We start from the raw sequence: 17,212 nt of genomic DNA on the forward strand, positions 1-17,212 counted from the left end.
CACGGCCCGCACCTGCCCGAACCCCTGCTGCGCCCCCTCGCTACGCCTTGGCGGCCCCGGGAGGGCGGGGCGGGGGGCGATGGTGGTCGCGCGCCGTCAGAAGTATGGCCGGGACGCTTGGCCTTCGAGCCAGGTAGAAGGTCTACCGTCGGCAGTGTGAGCACCCCTGCCCGCCGCGCGGACCGCCGCGGTGGCCGCGCTCGCCGCCGACGAACAGCAGTGCTGCCCCTTCTTCGACTTCCGGCTCCACCTCGATGGCCAGGAGCTGCACCTCGAAGTCCGCGCCCCCGCCGACGGCACGGGCCTGCTCACCGACCTCTTCGGCCCGGCCGCCTGACCGGCCCACCACCGACTTCCTCTCGCTCGTCCTCTGCCAGAAAGACCCTGCCTCCGTGCTCGTCGCCCGCTCCATCGCCCTGTTCGTCGTCGCCGCGCTGTCCGAGATCGGAGGGGCCTGGCTGGTGTGGCAGGGCGTGCGCGAGCACAAGGGCTGGATCTGGATCGGCGCCGGCGTCATCACGCTCGGCCTGTACGGGTTCGTCGCCACCCTCCAGTCCGACGGCAACTTCGGGCGCATCCTCGCCGCGTACGGCGGCGTCTTCGTCGCCGGATCGATCGCCTGGGGCATGGTCGCCGACGGCTACCGCCCCGACCGCTACGACATCACCGGCGCCGTCATCTGCCTCATCGGGATGGGCGTCCTCATGTACGCCCCGCGCGGCAACTGACGAGAGCGCGGAGCGCTCGGTCCGGGGAGCGCAGCGGACCGGCACGCCCCGTGGGGTGAGGAGCGCAGCGGATCACCCCGCACGCGGCACCCCGTCAACCCCGCGCCGCCGGGCCACTCATACTGAACGGGCCGTCAGGCCCGGTGCCCCCGAGCCGTCAAGCTCCCGCCCCCTTTACGAACCCCCGCTGCGCCCCGCCCTGCCGGCCCCGGGCAGGGCGGGGCGGGGCGACGGTGCTACCTCCTGGTTGAGCGGGGGGCAGCGGAGCGGCCCGGGAGCGGGGGCAGGCACGAGCCAGTTGCGCGTTCTGCCTGCGGGCAATGCCCGGTCAGGCCGTGCGCGTTGCACTGCACTCAATGTTCGTCCCCGGGACGGTGGAATGAGCCCTGAGCCCGGCGTGCAGCAGCTGACCGTAGAGGGTCTGGCCCTCGTTGGTCGACGTGTCCAGCTTGGACCTGAGATCGAGCTCGACCCGCCCGTCCGGGCCGGATTCGACACTGCCGAGATGGACGTCACTAATGTTGGTCTCGAACTCCACGACCTGCCCCCGAATGGGGCCGCTGCTGTCCGTCAGAACAGCGCTGTAGTGCCCGATTTCATCATTGACGCGGTTGAATTCCATGATGCGGCAGAGGCCCGCCTTCTCAGCCCTGGCCGAGGCGGCTCCGTGCGCATGCGCGGCCGGAGTGGCGGCGTAGGCCGAAATCAGCGTGGCCACGGACAGGGTGGCAGCGGGCAGAACCGCGGCGGCGATTACACTGCGTACTCGCATGGAGCCTCCAATGGGTGTCACGATTTTGTCTATCAAGGCCGCGCCCAGCAGCCTGACAGCAATCCGCGATCCTGCAAGAGATCATCCGAATCGGCTACAGTGTGTAACTTTTTGAAGGCAGGAGTACCGCGAGGTCGACGCCGGGCCCCCGGGTCACTGCAGGCCCGGTGCCGCGTTGTCGGCGGCGAGTTTCACCAGCCACTCCTCGTAGGCGGCCAGGTAGTCATCAGCCACCGTCCGGGCCTTCGTGAGAGCTTCCGCGCTCGGCTCCCCGTGGCCGGTCCCGAAGGCGCTGGCAGTGGTGCAGCACAGGCCGCGCGCGAAGAAGTCGAGCAGCTTCTCCCGCTCCTGCGCCGCGATTTCCCGGTTCGTGATCGGGTCCGGGGAGACGTTCACTAAGCTTGTTCTTTTTCTTCTGACCTCGACGCCGAAGGTTGGGCGGGCAGCCGCGTGGTCGTTGATCTGTGACGCGCCACAGCGCGCTGACCTGGCAAGATGCTCCCATGGAAACTGGGTTCCCCTGGGGGTCTACACCAACCGTCGATCTCCGCCTGTGGCGTGCTGACGCGATCGTGCTGTTCGACTGGCTGATGAGCACCGACCTGAACACCGTGCCGATCACGCACCCGGCTCAGAAGCAGGCTCTCGCAGACCTGCTGGCACGCCTGGAGGAGGTGGACATCATCGAGTCCACCGGTGAAGAGATCGCCGCAGCGCAGGCCGAGGTGGCCAAGAACATGGGTTGGTAGGGACTCGCTCGAGGTTCGGGCCCCCTCGAAGGGCGCCTCGAACTGCGTCGCTCACATGGAGAATCACCGGACATGGGAGCGGCCTTCGTCTGATCATGTGCTCCGACCAAGGTGCACGTGACCACGACGAAGGCCGTGAGGTGAGTCTGCTGCCTGATGCTGTTCGGAGGGAAGCGTTCGCGGAGGCGTCACGCTTCCGGGGCGAGTTCTACGAGTGTCTGACCGCTCGGCGCGACGAACTGTTCGAGTTGGTGGACGCGGTGCTGTGTGCCGATGGTGCGGTGAAGTCCCCGGTGGACTTGACCCTTCTGCCCGAGCACTGTCGCGGGCACGGAGCGATGTACGGCGGCTTGAACCGCGGCCGGATCGACGTCGACCGGCTCCGGACGCTGCTGGCAGGGCTGCCCTTGCCGCGGTTCGACGGCGGACGCCTGGTCTTGGCGGTCGATGTGTCACCGTGGCTCCGCTCGGACGCGCCGTGCTCAGCCGATCGCCTGTTCTGCCATGTCTACGGGCGCGCGAAGACGGCCTCGCAGTTCATCCCGGGCTGGCCCTATTCCTTCGTGGCCGTGCTGGAGCCGGGTGCCACGTCCTGGACCGCGATCCTGGACGTGGTGCGGCTCGGCCCGGTCGACGACGCGACCGCGGTCACTGCCGACCAGCTGCGAGGAGTCGTTGAACGGCTTATCGCCACGGGGCAGTGGCGGGCCGGGGACCCAGCCATCGTGATCGTCAGCGATGCCGGCTACGACGTCACCCGGCTGGCCTGGGTCCTGCGTGACCTGCCTGTCGAGCTAGTCGGCCGGGTCCGGTCCGACCGCGTGATGCGGCTGCCGATGCCACCGCGGATGCACGGCGTCAACGGCCGGCCGCCCAAGCATGGCCCGGAGTTCCGCTTCACCAAGCCGGAGACCTGGCCCGAGCCCGCGATCACCACGGTCACAGACACCACCAACTACGGCAAAGCCGAAACCCAGGCATGGGATCGGGTCCACCCCCGGCTCACCCACCGCTCCTCATGGCTCGACCATGACGGTGAACTGCCCTTGGTTGAGGGAACGCTGATCCGCCTGAAGGTCGAGCACCTCTCGAAGGAACGGGATGCTCCGCCGGTGTGGTTATGGTCCTCAAAGACCGGGGCCACCCCGGATGATGTGGATCGTTTCTGGCACGCGTTCCTCCGCCGCTTCGACCTGGAGCACACCTTCCGTTTCGCGAAGCAGACGCTCGGCTGGACCACCCCGAAACTCCGCATCCCTGATGCGGCGGACCGCTGGACCTGGATCCTGATCGTTGCCCACACCCAGCTCCGACTCGCCCGGCCACTCGCCGCGGACTCCGTCGGCCCTGGGAGAAGCCCACCGCCTCCGACCGGCTCACCCCGGCTCGGGTCCGCCGGGGGTTTCGGAACATCCGCGCTCACCTCGCCTGCCCGGCCCGTGTTCCCAAACCCCGAGGAGCGGGTCCCGGCCGACCACTCGGTGTCAAGAACAAACACCGGGCACCCCGCTACGACGTCGGCAAAACCGTCAAACGACCCGAGACCCTCAAGGCCATCGGCAAGCCCGCTAGGTCCGGGTCTGTCAAAAGAGCGGTGTAACTGGGGTTGTTGAGGGTTACTGGCGTGCTGCGGAGAGGCGGCCGTCGAAGGTGATATCGAAGGCGTTCAGGGCGGTCTTCCAGCGCATGGTCCAGCGGGCCTGGCCCTTGCCGGTCGGGTCCAGCGACATGATCGCCATGTAGACGCACTTCAAGGCGGCCTGCTCGTTCGGGAAGTGCCCGCGAGCCTTGACTGCCCGCCGAATCCGGGCGTTCACCGACTCGATGGCGTTCGTCGTGCAGACGACGCGGCGGATCTCGGTGTCGAACCGGAGGAACGGAGTGAACTCCTCCCAGGCGTTCTCCCAGAGCCGGACGATCGCCGGGTACTTCTTGCCCCACGCGTCGGCGAACTCCGCGAACCGCTCGAGTGCGGCTTCCTCGGTCGCCGCGGTATAGACGGGCTTGAGGAGCTTGGCGATCTTGTCCCAGTCCTGGCGGGCGGCATAGCGGAAGGAGTTCCGCAGCAGGTGGACCACGCAGGTCTGGACAGTGGTGCGGGGCCAGACGGTCTCCACCGCGTCGGGAAGCCCCTTCAGCCCGTCGCAGACCAGCATGAGGACGTCGTTCACGCCGCGGTTCTTGATCTCGGTCAGGATGTGCATCCAGTGCTTGGCGCCCTCGCCGCCGTCGCCGGCCCACAGCCCCAGAATGTCCCGTCGGCCCTCCACGGTGACGGCCAGGGCAACGTAGATGGGCCGGTTCGCCACCGCGCCGTCGCGGATCTTCACGTGGATCGCGTCGATGAAGATCACTGGATAGACGGCTTGAGTTCTATCGGTGGTTGCGAACGTTCCCGAAGGAGAGCGTTCGGATGCCGAAGTACGCCCCCAACAAGAAGTCGACCGCGGTGAAGAAGCGGTACTTCGAGCTACTGCGCGAGGGATACAAGGGTGCCGCTGCCGCCCGGGTGGTCGGGGTCTCCACCAGCTGCGGCTCGCTGCGGTTCATCGATGCTGGCAGCATGATCGTTCCCGACCCCGGCCCGATATCGCCGCGCTTCCTTACCCAGGACGACCGGATCGCCATCGCTGACGGCCTCCAGGCCAAGCAGTCCGCCAAGGCGATAGCCGCCTCGGTCGGCAAGAGCTTTCAGACTGTCTACCGGGAGATCCAGCGCAACAGCAAGCCCGACGGCCGCTATCACCCCTGGTGGGCCCACAATCAGGCGCTCCTGCGCAGGCAGCGCCCCAAGGCAGAGAAGATCAGGGCGAGCGAGCCCTTGCGCACAACCGTGCGCGAGAAGCTGGCCGACAAGTGGTCGCCCCAGCAGATCTCTCGCTTCCTTGCCCGCACGCACACGGACGAGCCCGCGATGCGGGCCTGCCCAGAGACGATCTACCGGGCCCTGTTCGCCGGCCAGCTCGGACGCAAGCCCGGCAAGCTCCGCACCGGCCGCACCCGCCGCAAGAAGCAGCGACGAGGAGTCCCGTCGCCGAACAAAATCAAGAACATGACGCTGATCCACCAGCGCCCTGACGAGGTCAACGACCGTAAAATTCCCGGGCATTGGGAGGGAGATCTCATCATCGGGCGCGGTCAGGGGTCGGCCATCGGCACCCTTGTCGAGCGCACCACCCGCTACGTCCGACTCATCCACCTGCCCGACGGCTGGAAGGCCCCGCAGGTCCGCAACGCCATCGTCACGCAAACCGCTGACGTCCCTCTCCAGCTACGGCAGACCCTCACCTGGGACCAGGGCCGCGAGCTCACACTGCACCAGGACATCGAGGCCCTCACCGGATTCCGGATCTACTTCTGTGATCCCCACTCACCCTGGCAGCGGGGGACGAACGAAAACACCAACGGTCTGCTGCGGCAGTACTTCCCCAAGGGCACCGATCTATCGGTCCACACTGCCCGCGATCTGCGAGAAGTCGCCCGCCAGCTCAACCGCCGCCCCCGACTCGCACTCGGCGACAAGACGCCCGCCGAAGCCATGAAAGAATGGCTCACAGGTCCATTGACCAGCTGATTCGCAACCACTGATGGAAACCGCCCGGCGTCCAGGGGCCGGTTCTGCCACTCGGCCATGCCCTCGAGGACCTTGTCGGTGATCGTCGAGATCGTCTGGCGCGACACGTCGGCACCATAGACCTCGGACAGGTGAGCCTGGACCTCGCCGGTCGTCAACCCCTTCGCGGCAAGAGAGATGACCATCTCGTCGACGCCCGACAGACGCTTCTGCCGCTTCTTGACGATCTTCGGTTCGAAGGAGCCCTCGCGGTCACGGGGCACGGCTATCTCCACCGGGCCGACATCGGTCAGCACGGTCTTGCCACGGGTTCCGTTGCGGCTGTTGCCGCCGTTCTTCCCCGCCGGGTCGTGCTTGTCATAGCCGAGGTGGTCGGTGATCTCGCCCTCTAGGGCGGACTCCAGGAGCCGCTTGGTCAGCTGCTGGAGCAGCCCACCCTCGCCGGTCAGCTGCAGGCCCTCGGCCTGAGCGCGGCCGACCAACTCGTCGATGAGTTGGTCGTCCACCTTCTTCGCCGGCTGCGGCTCAGAGGCCTTGACGGCCTCGGCCTCGGTCACGTTGTCGCTGGTCATCGATGCATCTTCCTTGATCAGGAGTTACACCGATCGTTTTACAGTCCCGGCCACAACTATCCCCACGACCAACGCACCAAGCACCCACCCTGCTGACACCCACCCCATGCCACCAACGCGCCCACTCACAACGGAATGGAGCTGGAAGTCGATGACGACGCAACCACCCCGTCGGTCATCGGTGCGGCCGATCCAGACGGGGTAGGACCCGTCGCCCTGGCAGGCGCGGAACACGATGACGTTCGGCTCTGGATCCGTACTGGGCAGTTCGACGGTGAAATGGCTGTCGAGGGGTACGAACAGGTCTTCGTCCAGTGCGCTTGAATCCATGGAAGCTTCCCAGCGCACGGCACGGGCGGCACTCTTGGGCAGAGGGAACGCGGCCCACCGGCCGTCGTGTATTGCTTGGGCTGTGTTCCCCTGCCGTGTACTCCACCTCGGCCGCGGAGCACGCGTAGTCACTGCCTCCCTGCTCCGCGTACTCGACAGCGGAGAACCCGAGCACAACCACCCATCACCTGGCGTTCCCTCGCCCTAACACGTGCGTGGCGCCGCCTCAGCACGACGGACCTCAGCCCCTCCTGCCGGCAACCGCCGACCGGTCCGCCGCCAGAGCAGCACACCGTTCTATCGCCAAACGGGAGCGTCCTGACACGATCGCGAGCCTGATCCAGTTCCAGATTGATTTGCTTGGAACCGCCACGGCGCAGGCCAGTGACTCCGCAGTGCCCTTCCGGCACGCCCCAGCATCAGTGCATGCCGCCGTTACTGACGACGCTCACGAGGGGAACAGAGCATCCACCCAGCCATCACCGGGCGGGGGAACGAAGAAGTACCCGCCGCCGGTGGTGAGCAGGTACTTGGCCATGGCTTCGCCTTCGAGGCGCTTCTGCACGGCTTCGAAGCCCTTGGCCAAGTCCCGCTGGAAGCAGGAGAAGATCAGCCCGGTGTCCCCGTTTCCACGGTCGTAGCTGTAGCTACGGCGCACGATGGGCGGCGGGTTGCGCCGGTCGGGAGCTGCGAGCCGCACATGCGAATCAAGGGGTGTGGCCCTGCCCTTGGGGTCAGCGGCAATGTTCGGCCGCTCCTCGGTCGGAGTTCCATCCAGCCAACGGCCGTCACGCCGCCGTCCGACGATGCGTTCCTGCTCGTGAACGGAGTCCTTGTCCCACAGCTCGGTCGCGAACCGAATGATGCGTATGACCTGGTAACTGCCCCCGACAGACCAGTCAGGCTCGCCCTGACCGGCCCGCACCACGGCGCGATCGACGACGCCTCGGGCATCGTCGGGGTTGCCGAATCCATCGGTGAAGTGGAACGGATTGCGTGAAAGGCCTCGGCCTTGCTCAACTCGATTCTCGGCCCGGAAGCCCTCGATACGCCAGCGCACTCGCCATCCGGCGAGATCCGACAACATACGCTTGGCGGCTTGCCGGACCACCTCGGCATCCCGACCTGCAAACTGGACGAGAAGACTCCCATGCGAATGGCCCGGGTCGAGGACGTCGCCGGTGAATACTGGCATGACCTTCAGATGTCGCGGCCTACGGCCATCATCTGCGAAAAGGCTCGCACCGAGCCCGATCCAGGCGTCCAGTCCAGCACCCTCCGCTCTACGGATCCCACTCAAAACCCGTCTCATAACCTCCCTCTGAGCGCCTACCCCGGCGGCAGGTCGATCAATTGCGACAAGCGTGGCGTACGGCGGGGGCGCAGTCCCCCGGAGCGCAGAAGAGCCCAACTCGGCTGACCCTGAAGTCTCCGATACCACACGCCCCACAGCCAGACCTCCGCCTGCCAACGCAGCAAGGGTGACTGACGAGGCTGCGATTACTGCACGCCGGTCCAATTACGGCTCCTCCAGTTTGAGACTTCCTCTATTCAGCTATCACCCAGTAGACCAATACGCCCAGATGTCGACCAAGATTCCACCGTGCGAAAATCGAGCGACGCAACTTGAATTTCGACCACATCACCATATGTCGGCTCCCAGAGCTCGATCCGATCATAGGATTCACCCCTCATCGTCAACCGCGGCACCGACAATATCCTCCAGTAGTTCTGAATAGCCATCACCGATAAGTCGAAAGCGCGAGCGAATCCAGCGACGGCCTGCTGACCCACTGGCTGACCAACGCCACTCCAAGACCTTTCTGGCGTTTCGCTCCCCGAAAGCGAATCGGGGACGCCGAGAAGAATAAACAAAACCGTGACACACGTCAGAGATCATGTAAATCCTCGCCATAGTGCTGACATCACTCAGAACATCAGGATCAAGGATCTCGTCTTCGATGTAAATTTCACCCGTTCGCGCCATCGTGCGAATTTCAAGGAACCCCATTTCTGACAGCTCTCCGAGTGCCGAGCGAGCCGTAACGCGACGCAAGTCACCCTCCTTCAGCAGATCATCTCGACTCCATCAGAAATTCTTGATAAATATTGGGGTTTCCCAGGATATCCCCCCGCGGCCGCTCCTGGCATGGTGTGCGGCTCGGGCGATAAGTTCAGCCGCTCTATGATTTCCGTTCTGCATAGACCCATTCTGCCCCACCGTCAGATGTCCACGATCTCTCGGCCGCATAACGGAGTCGAGGAGCTTGCTATCAGAAAGCCGGGAAGCATATCTTCCTTTACTGGCACTATCAGCCGTTCCACCGATGTCGGGAAGTTCTATATTCACGAGGTCAGCTACTGTGGCATTTGGCTTCTGCCCGAATACTCTTGCAAAGAGTCCGGGCCGCGCTGCACCGCAGTTATGCACCAGAACGGGTGCGGAACCGGCAAGCACATAGTACGTATGCAGGCCATCAACGGTGAGGTTATAAACCGTTGCTGCCTCGGCCCGGTGCTGGGTGGCGGTGATCTGGACCCACGTGCCGGCGCTGGTCTGAAGCCATTGTCCGGGCTGGAGGTCTCCAGCCTCCACCCATTCATGCAGGGCGGGCACCCAGAAGGGGTGGCCGTCGGTGGCAGTGAGATGGCCGGTCTTGGTGCCCTTGGTGCCCTTGGTGCCATCGGTGTCGACAATGAGGTCGACGAGTTGTTTCTCCCCTTGGCCCTTGATGAGGGCCGTGACGGTCCGGGGGCCCGCTTCGCCGGTCTCCGGGTCAGCGGCTTGGACCCTGTCGTCGATCTTGATGTCCTTGATCGGTTTCCGGCTGCCGTCTGCCATGAGGACGGGCGTGTCACCAGTGAAGCTGTTGGGGGACATGCACCCCACGCGTCCTGCGCCTCTGGTTGCCAGAACCAGACTCAGGTACTCGCCTGCCTGACCGAGCATGCAGCCCATCAGCGCGGCGTTGGCGACGTCACCCCAGCTGACCTTGCGGCCGCTCAGCCTCTGGAACGCCCAGTTGAGGCCTCCGTCGATCGCCCCGTTGATTGCGCAGGCCGCGATCAGCGGGTTATCGCCAGTGGGGTCGGTGTAGGTGGTGGGTGATGAGAGGGCGTATTGGTAGAGGTTGGTGCCGCCGGCCTGGCCGATGGGGTCCTGGGAGATGAAGCGGCCGGTTTCGGGGTCGTAGTAGCGGTTGCGGTAGTAGAGCAGGCCGGTGTCGTCGCTCTCGCGCCCGGTGAAGGTGTACGGGTTGGTTGAGACAGCCCCGGTGGGGGTGGCCGTCCCGTTGGGGTCGTAGGCGTAGGTGGTGGCGATGGTGCCGTCGCTGTTGGCGAGTCCGATCACTGAGCCGAGTGCGTCGGTCAGGTAGACCTGGGTGCTGCCGTTCTCAGACCGCGTGAGGTACTGGTCCAGCCCGGAAGTGGCCACAGTCGCGGCGGTGTCGCCTGAGCCGTTCTGTTCGACGAGTGGGTTGCTGCCGTCGGTGAGGAACTTGTCCGTCGTCCCGCCGATGGTCTTGGTGGAGCGGGTGCCCAGGGCGTCGTAGCCGAAGGTGCTGCTCTGGCCGGCCTTGCTCAGGCCGGACAGTTGACCGCGTGCGTCCCAGGTGTAGTCGCGGATGCCGTCGCTCTTGAGCTGGCCGTCCGCGTCGTAAGTGAAGGAGCGGCCGGCAAAGGTGGTGATGCGGTTGTCTTTGCCGAAGACCGTTGCTGTTTCCGCGGCCGGGAGTGCGACGTTGGCGAGAGTGCCGGTGAGGCCGGTCTGCAGGGCGCGGGCGTCGCGGGTGTAGTTCAGGTCGCCGATGGGGGTGGTGCCCTTGGCGTAGGCGACGGACTTGGTGATGCCGGTCTTGTCGTACCCGGTGGTGCGGCTGATGCCGCCGGGCATCGTGGCGGTCTTCTCCCGGCCCACCGCGTCGAGCCCGAATCCGATTGTCTGGGTGCCGGTGGTGACGGAGGTGAGGATGCTGGTCTTGTCGAAGCCGTAGGTGGTGGTCTGGCCGTCGGCCGTCATGGTTTCGCGGCGGTCGGCTGCGTCGTAGGTGTAGCCGACGGTGCCGGTGGGGCCGGTGACCGTCTTGGGCCGGTCGTAGGTGTCGTAAGTGAAGGTCTGGTTGCCGGCCTGGCTGTCGGTGATCTGCTTGAGCAGATCGTGGCCGTCGTAGTCGTAGCCGACCGTCGATTCGGCCTGGCCTGCGATATCGACCCCGTACTGAACGGTCTTGGACCGGCCCAGGAGGTCGTAGGTGGCGGTTGCGACCTTCCCAGCGCGGCTCGTTGCCTTCTTCAGCAGCCCGGCCGCGTCGTATTCGAACGTGGCCTGTGCGCCGACAGCGTCGGTGGTCGACTTGGGGCGGTCGGCGTTGTCGTAGGCCCAGCCGACCGTGTTGTTGCGGGCGTCGGTGAGGGTGGTGAGGTTGCCGTTCTCGTCGTAGTCGAAGCCGGTGGTCTGCCCCAGGGCGTCAGTGATGGTGCGGGGCTGGTTCAGCTTGTCGTAGGCGACGGTGGTGAGGGAGCCGGCAGTGTCGGTGAGGGCGGAGGCCCGGCCGGCGGCGTCGGTGAACTGGGCCGATACGCGGCCTTCGGCGTCCTTGGCGGTGATGAGTTCGCCGTTGCGGTAGGTGTACTCGCTGACCGCGCCAGCGTTGTCCGTGACGGTTTCGACCTGACCGTCCGGTGCGTAGGTGAGGGTGGTCTTGCGTCCCTCGGAGTCGGTGGCCGTCTGCAGGTTTCCCTCGGCGTCGTAGCCGAAGAGGGTGTCGTTGCCGAGGGGGTCGGTGGCCTTGGTGGGCTGGTCGTACGGGCCGTTGTACACGACCGTGCCCGAAGGTCTGGCGTCAGCAGTGCCTGCCAGGTCGAGCGACTTGGTCACGTATCCGTTGGCGTCGTACGTGAGCTCGGTGCGCCGGCCGTAGGGGTCGACGACCGCGTCGATGCGGTGCTTCGGGCCGCGTACGAACTGGGTCTTGCGGGCCAGGGAAGAGCCGTAGGCGGCGGTGTCCAGGACTCCGTAGCCGGCGGTGTCGAACTCTACTCGGCGCACCGCGCCGCCCGGCTGGGTCACTTGGGTGGAGGTGATCTTTCCGGTGCCGGTCTGGGTGTAGGCGAAGGTGTACTTCGCCCCCTCGGTGAGGACCTGCTCCTTGACCTTTCCATCCTGGAACGTGTTGGTCATGTACGTGATGCCGCGGGCGTCCTTGGCGGTGGCGATCCGGTTGGACGTGCCGTCATATGTGTACGAGCTCGGCTTGCCCGCCGGGTCGGTGACTGTTTCCAGGCGTCCGGTTGTGTCGTAGGTGTAGGCGGTGGTGCGGCCGGTGTTGTCGGTCGCTGTCTTGACGCGGTGGTCGGCGTCGTAGTCCAGGGAGATCCAGTGCCCGCCCGGGGTGTCGATGCGGGTGATCTCTCCCTTCTTGCCGTCGCGCCGGGTGAGCTTGATGGTGTTGCCGTGGCGGTCCCGGATCTCCTTGAGGGCCGCGTACTGCGGGAAGATCCACACGGTCCCGTCGCGGAAGCGGAGCTCCCACTGAGCATCCACGTTGACGATCTTCGAGCCCTGGAATTCGGTGGGGGTGTCGAGGGGTTCGAATACGGCGTCGGTCCAGCCCGATCCGGGTGAGGTGCGGGTGAAGTGGATCTTGGCGCCGCCGGGGAGGTAGAGGTCGACTTCCTTGTACTGCTCCTCGGAGTGGAGGAAGGCGTTGTAGGTGAGGTCGCGGCCGATTCCGAAGGCGCGTTTGTGGGTGTCGCCCTGCCAGTAGGTGCGGGTGATCTCGGCGGAGCCGCGCGGGTCGGCGACGGCGAGGTCGGTGCGGGAGTCGGTGAGCATGCCGGTGCCGAGCTCGACCGGGTCGCCGGACAGCCAGTCGATGGTGTCCTTGATCCAGGACAGGTCCCACGGGAGGAGGTCGGTGATGTTGAACATGGCACCGTGGAAGGCCCAGATACGGGTTCTGGCGTCGGGCAGGACCTGGCGGCCGTCGGTGGAGACCTTGCCGTGCCCGTAGACGTGCCAGCCCTTCTTCTCCGGGTCGTAGTCCATGAAGTCGACGCGGGTGCCGGGTGCTTCGTGGGTGTAGTTGGGGTAGATGACCTGGGCGCCCTTGGGGAACACGTAGGTGCCGCCGGGCTGCACGGTGAAGTAGACCGGTACGACGCTGTTCTTGGGCAGGGGGAAGGGCGGCCGGTCGATCGGGATGGCGGTGATGCCGAGTTCGGTGACGGGCTTGCCCTTGTCGTCACGGACGACCGATCCCTTGGGGATCCTCACTTCGAGGCCCGGGATCTTGGGGGTCTTCAGGACCACTTCGGTCCTGGCCGGGGCTGTGAACTTGACGGTGTGCTTGGTGTCCAGCGGGGTCATCCACACCGGGAAGCCGAGGTCGGTGGTCGTGCCTGCTGTGGGCTGGACGTGTATGTCGAACCGGCCGTACTGGCGCTCGGCGGTGTTCGCGCTCGCCCCGTCGACCACCACGGTGGCGGTGCTGTCGCTGATCCCGGCGAGCAGGAACCTGCCCTGGCCATCGGTGTGCACGGTCCTGGTGCCCGCGGTGACGGTGACGTTCGCCAGGGGTGTGCCGTCGAGTTTGAGGACGCGACCGGTCAGAGCGGTCTTTCCGGGCGGGGCCCTGAGCCGCTGCGGAGCCTTGGGGGCATCACCCCGGGCCGTGAGCCAGTCACGGCCGGCCAGCTGCGCCTGCCCTGGCTGCCACGCATCAGGACCTGAGGGAACGACGGCCGGCTGCGGCGCCACCGACGCAGCGGCCTTCGCCCCGGTGATGGGTGTGGTTTGGGTGGTGGCGAGTGTGCCGGTTGTTTTGATGCCCAGGTTGATGGTGCCCGTGGCCAGGCCGTTGGGGTCGGCGGTCACGGTGTAGACGCCGCTGACGGGGAGCTTCGGCAGGGCGGTGGTGAGGGTGGTGTTGCCGAGGTAGCGCTCGTCCACCAGTAGCTTGCCGTCCGGACCGCGGACGGACAGGTACCAGGGGTAGGGGGGTGCGTCCACTGCGACGGTGAGGAGCTGGTCCTTGGTGCCGTTGAAGGTGAACCGGCCGTTCTGGGCGGCAGCGGTGATGGCTGCGGGCAGTTTGGCCCCGCCGATGGTCAGGGAACCGGCCACACGGTCGGGCACGAGGGTTCCGCTGATGGTGACAGGAGCTGTGATGGCCTGGTCCGGGTTCAGCAGTACCCGGTGGGCGCCCGCGGTGAGGGCGCCCAGCAGGTCCACCTCTCCGCTCCCGGACGAGAAGGACGAGGCGTTGGTATCCACGGCCCCGTCCGGCGTGACCAAGGCGATCGTCGAGCTGCCGGCCGGCGTTCCGGAGAAGCGGATCGCCGCGCCGTCTCCGGCTGCCGCGGTGTACTTGAATTCCAGTGGCTGGCCGGGACGGTTGACGGTGCCGCTCGCCGCGGTGGTGGCAGTCGGTGTTCCGGCCTGCACCGGTGTGGACAGCCACATCTTCAGGTCGCCGGTTGCCGCCTGGAAGGGCTGGAGTATGAGGGTGTAGGCCGCTCCGGGCGTCAGGCCCGTCAGGTACTTGGTGCCGGCCGTCTTGCCCGAGACGGAACCGAGGCTGGACTGGGTACCGGCCGGGGTGACGAGGTAGACCTCTGTGCTCTTGGCGACGGTGTTGTCCGTGATCGCGAAGCCGAGCGAAGTGTCAGCTGCGGTGAACTCGGCCTGGATGCGCTGACCAGGGCGGGGCGCGTGCGCGCTCACGGAGGCTGTGTCGGCCGCCAGGGTGTTGTGGGCGTCCGTGGACAGCGTCACGTTCACGGATCCGACACCGGCCTGGAACGGCTCGAGGGTGACGAGGTAGCTGCCTGATTCCGGAAGGTTGGGCAGGCCAACCGTGTTGTCCGCCCCCGCCGAGAGGTACTGCTTGTCGACTACGACCTTCCCGGACGGCGCGACCACTGACGCGTACAGCGTCTTGGTGAAGGTGTTCCCCGTGACGCCGACTGACAGGTCGTCCCCAGCCGTGGCGGTGAACGTTCCGGTGGCGCGCTGCCCTGCGCGCACCACCGAGATGGCAGTGGCTGCGCCGTCGGTGGCCAGGGACACCTTTACGTCGGAGGAAAGGGTCAGGAGCAGGGTTCCGGTTGCTCCTTGGTAGGGGTTGGCCACCACGAGATAGGTGCCCGACTCCGCCAGATCCGGCAGGACCACTGTCGCGTCAGCGCCGGCGGTGATGAACTGCCCGTCGATGACGGTCTTCCCCGAGGGTGCGATCACCGAGAGATAGACCGTTTTGGTGAAGGTGTTCTTGGTGATGCCCAAGGACAGGTCGTCGCCGCTCTGCGCCTGGAAGACCGACTCCGCATTCTGCGCGGGGCGGGTGAGTTCCACGAGCACGGGGCTGGCGGCAGGGGCGAGTTGGGCGACCTCGAGGGACCGGGACAGCGTCATCGCGATCGTTCCGGTGCCCGCTTTGTCGGGTGACACGGTGATGGTGTAGGTGCCTGTGGCCGGCAGTGCCGGGCTGTCCCATTCCCTGGCCGTGGAGGCGAGGACGCTGGACTCGTAGAGCGGGGTTCCGTCAGGCCGGTAGATACCGACCTTGAACGAGGAGATGGATCCGCTGGTTTGCAGCCAGAGCTGGAAGCGCTGCCCCGCCTGGGCGGTGAACTCCGCCCGGCCGTCCTGGCCCTGGCGGGCGATGACGAGGTTCGCCGCGGGTCCGGCAGAGTCGAGTACACCGAGCTGGGCATAGGTGGAGGCGGTGACGCTGACCGTTCCGGTCCCGGCGAAATCCGGGTCGACGATCAGCACGTACTCGCCGGACTGGGTCAGGGCATCGATATCGAAGGAGCCGGCGGAGCCTGCCTGGATGTTGGTGTCGGCCTGAACGATCTGTTTGCCGTCGGGCCCGTACAGCCGGGCCGCCAGGGCTTTGGTGAAGCCGGAGGATGCGAAACCGATGCTGAGTGACTGGCCCATGGATCCGGTGAAGGACCAGCGTCCGTCCTGGCCCGGGCGGGTGATGGGCGTCTGCAGGGCAGGAGCGATGAAGTCGAGGCTGCCGCCAGTGGTCGTGGAGACCGTGACTGTCGCGGAGCCGATGTTGCTTGCACCGGGCTCGATGTCCAGCGAGTAGCGGCCGCCCAACGGCAGGTCCCTGACATCCCAGTCCCCGCCGGTCGCGGGAATGCTCGTGCCGTCGACCTGCACTCCTTGCGGGTCCAGGAGGCGCACGGTCACGGTGCTGTTGAACGTGGACCGGGAGAGGCCGAAGCTGATGTCCTGGCCGGCGTCCCCGTCGAAGAGGACCCGAGCCTTGTTGCCGGGCGTCGTCACGGCAACGGTCGGCGGTGCTTCGTCGCTCACCGACGTCGTGACCGTGGTCTCGAACTCCGACGTCCCGCCCGAGAGCATCGCGAACGTGGCCGAGGACTTCGCGGATCCGTCCGCGGTGGAGACCTCTACCGGTCCGGACACCGCACCCGGCGGAACCTTCACCGTCAGGGACGTGTCTGTTCGGGCCGTCACCTGCGCAATGGCCCCGCCGGCGAACCTCACCACGTTGTCCGTCCTCACGGACGCGAACCCTGTCCCCGTCAAAGTCACCTGAGCACCCGCCAGGCCACTGACCGGAGCGATCGCCGTAAGCGAAGGACCCGAAGCTGCCAGGGTGAACGTCTCGGGAGACGCCACGGTGACACCGCCTGCCGTGACGGACACCTTGCCCGCACCGGCGCCCGCGGGGACCTTCACCTCGAGCCGGGTCACGGAAGCGGTCACCACTTGCGCCTGCACGGAACCGAACTTCACCGAGTTCGACGCGGCAGTCGACGCGAAGCCCGTCCCCGACAACGTGACCGTGCCACCGGCCTTGGCCCGGACGGGCACCAGCGAGAGGACGGAGAGCGTGCTGGAGGCGAACCGGTCCACTCCCAGGCGGTTCCCGGCCTCGTCAAAGCGGTACCGGGCCGTCTCCCCGTCGGGATCGCTCACCCCGACCAGACGGCCCGTCGCGTCATACGCGTACACGGCGTCATCCGTCGTCGGCGCGTCCGCAGCCGCCGGCGCCACCGCGGGCTCGCCCGCGGAAGTCACCTTCGGATTGACTCCCCCGCTGACGCTCGGCGTCGGCACAGGATTCGCCGGAGCGGGCGATGTGCTCGCAGCGGGGCCGGCTGATGACGTGCCAGGTGGGTTGTCGGCGGAGATCGTTCCGGCCGCAAGGGCGAGAAGGACCGCACCGATCGTCAGCGATCTCCAACGTCCGGACCCACGCATACCGAACAGCTCTCCGTGCTTGCGCACTGCGCCCTCCCCAGAGCCCCCACACAGGTCACTGAAGACCCATGACACCCGCATTCCCCACGCGGACCGTCACAAGCTACACACAGACAGTGGCGCACACCTGACGGCCGAGGCATCCCACCCATTCACAGGATTGATCAGGCCACGACAACACTCACAGCCGGGCACGAAACAGCGATCAACCACTCTCCGTATCGAGGATGGACGTCTCACA

9 protein-coding genes and 3 pseudogenes are annotated in these 17,212 nt (G+C 66.4%); 6 read left to right on the forward strand and 6 right to left on the reverse strand.

Features of this window, described 5'->3' with window-relative positions:
- Window positions 1-190 precede the first annotated feature (190 nt).
- Entirely contained in the window at window positions 191-337 is a 147-nt protein-coding gene (locus OG521_00130; GenBank protein WUW19276.1) for a hypothetical protein, read from the forward strand.
- 55 nt (window positions 338-392) lie between these two features.
- On the forward strand, window positions 393-728 hold the full coding sequence (locus OG521_00135) for a YnfA family protein (GenBank protein WUW19277.1): 336 nt from the start codon (window positions 393-395) through the stop codon (window positions 726-728).
- Between the two features lie 328 nt (window positions 729-1,056).
- Here OG521_00135 and OG521_00140 read toward each other — a convergent pair whose 3' ends face one another.
- Window positions 1,057-1,500 carry a hypothetical protein gene (locus OG521_00140; GenBank protein WUW19278.1) on the reverse strand — a complete coding sequence of 148 codons (444 nt, stop codon included), beginning with the start codon at window positions 1,498-1,500 and terminating at the stop codon, window positions 1,057-1,059.
- Window positions 1,501-1,653: 153 nt separating this feature from the next.
- Complete coding sequence (locus OG521_00145; protein ID WUW19279.1) at window positions 1,654-1,896, reverse strand: hypothetical protein; 243 nt, start codon at window positions 1,894-1,896, stop codon at window positions 1,654-1,656.
- Between the two features lie 107 nt (window positions 1,897-2,003).
- Here OG521_00145 and OG521_00150 point away from each other — a divergent pair, with 107 nt between their 5' ends.
- Both OG521_00150 and OG521_00155 read left to right on the forward strand, forming a co-directional pair.
- A complete protein-coding gene (locus OG521_00150; GenBank protein WUW19280.1) occupies window positions 2,004-2,249 on the forward strand; it encodes a hypothetical protein in 246 nt (81 codons plus the stop codon).
- Window positions 2,250-2,344: 95 nt separating this feature from the next.
- A pseudogene (locus tag OG521_00155) lies at window positions 2,345-3,849 on the forward strand (transposase).
- Between the two features lie 16 nt (window positions 3,850-3,865).
- Here OG521_00155 and OG521_00160 read toward each other — a convergent pair.
- A pseudogene (locus OG521_00160) lies at window positions 3,866-4,612 on the reverse strand (IS256 family transposase).
- A gap of 50 nt (window positions 4,613-4,662) precedes the next feature.
- Between OG521_00160 and OG521_00165 the strand changes: the two are divergent.
- Window positions 4,663-5,823 carry an IS30 family transposase gene (locus tag OG521_00165; protein WUW19281.1) on the forward strand — a complete coding sequence of 387 codons (1,161 nt, stop codon included), beginning with the start codon at window positions 4,663-4,665 and terminating at the stop codon, window positions 5,821-5,823.
- A gap of 29 nt (window positions 5,824-5,852) precedes the next feature.
- Here the strand turns inward: OG521_00165 and OG521_00170 are convergent.
- Window positions 5,853-6,395, reverse strand: a pseudogene (locus OG521_00170) (transposase).
- A gap of 135 nt (window positions 6,396-6,530) precedes the next feature.
- Here OG521_00170 and OG521_00175 point away from each other — a divergent pair.
- On the forward strand, window positions 6,531-6,719 hold the full coding sequence (locus OG521_00175; GenBank protein WUW19282.1) for a hypothetical protein: 189 nt from the start codon (window positions 6,531-6,533) through the stop codon (window positions 6,717-6,719).
- 454 nt (window positions 6,720-7,173) lie between these two features.
- Here OG521_00175 and OG521_00180 read toward each other — a convergent pair whose 3' ends face one another.
- Both OG521_00180 and OG521_00185 read right to left on the reverse strand, forming a co-directional pair.
- On the reverse strand, window positions 7,174-8,037 hold the full coding sequence (locus OG521_00180) for a Dyp-type peroxidase (protein WUW19283.1): 864 nt from the start codon (window positions 8,035-8,037) through the stop codon (window positions 7,174-7,176).
- A 777-nt stretch (window positions 8,038-8,814) separates the two neighbouring features.
- Window positions 8,815-16,788: a polymorphic toxin-type HINT domain-containing protein gene (locus tag OG521_00185; GenBank protein ID WUW19284.1), complete on the reverse strand. Its 7,974-nt coding sequence runs from the start codon at window positions 16,786-16,788 to the stop codon at window positions 8,815-8,817.
- Window positions 16,789-17,212 lie beyond the last annotated feature (424 nt).

Origin of the sequence: Streptomyces sp. NBC_01463, assembly GCA_036227345.1 — a bacterium.
Classification (GTDB): Bacteria; Actinomycetota; Actinomycetes; order Streptomycetales; family Streptomycetaceae; genus Streptomyces.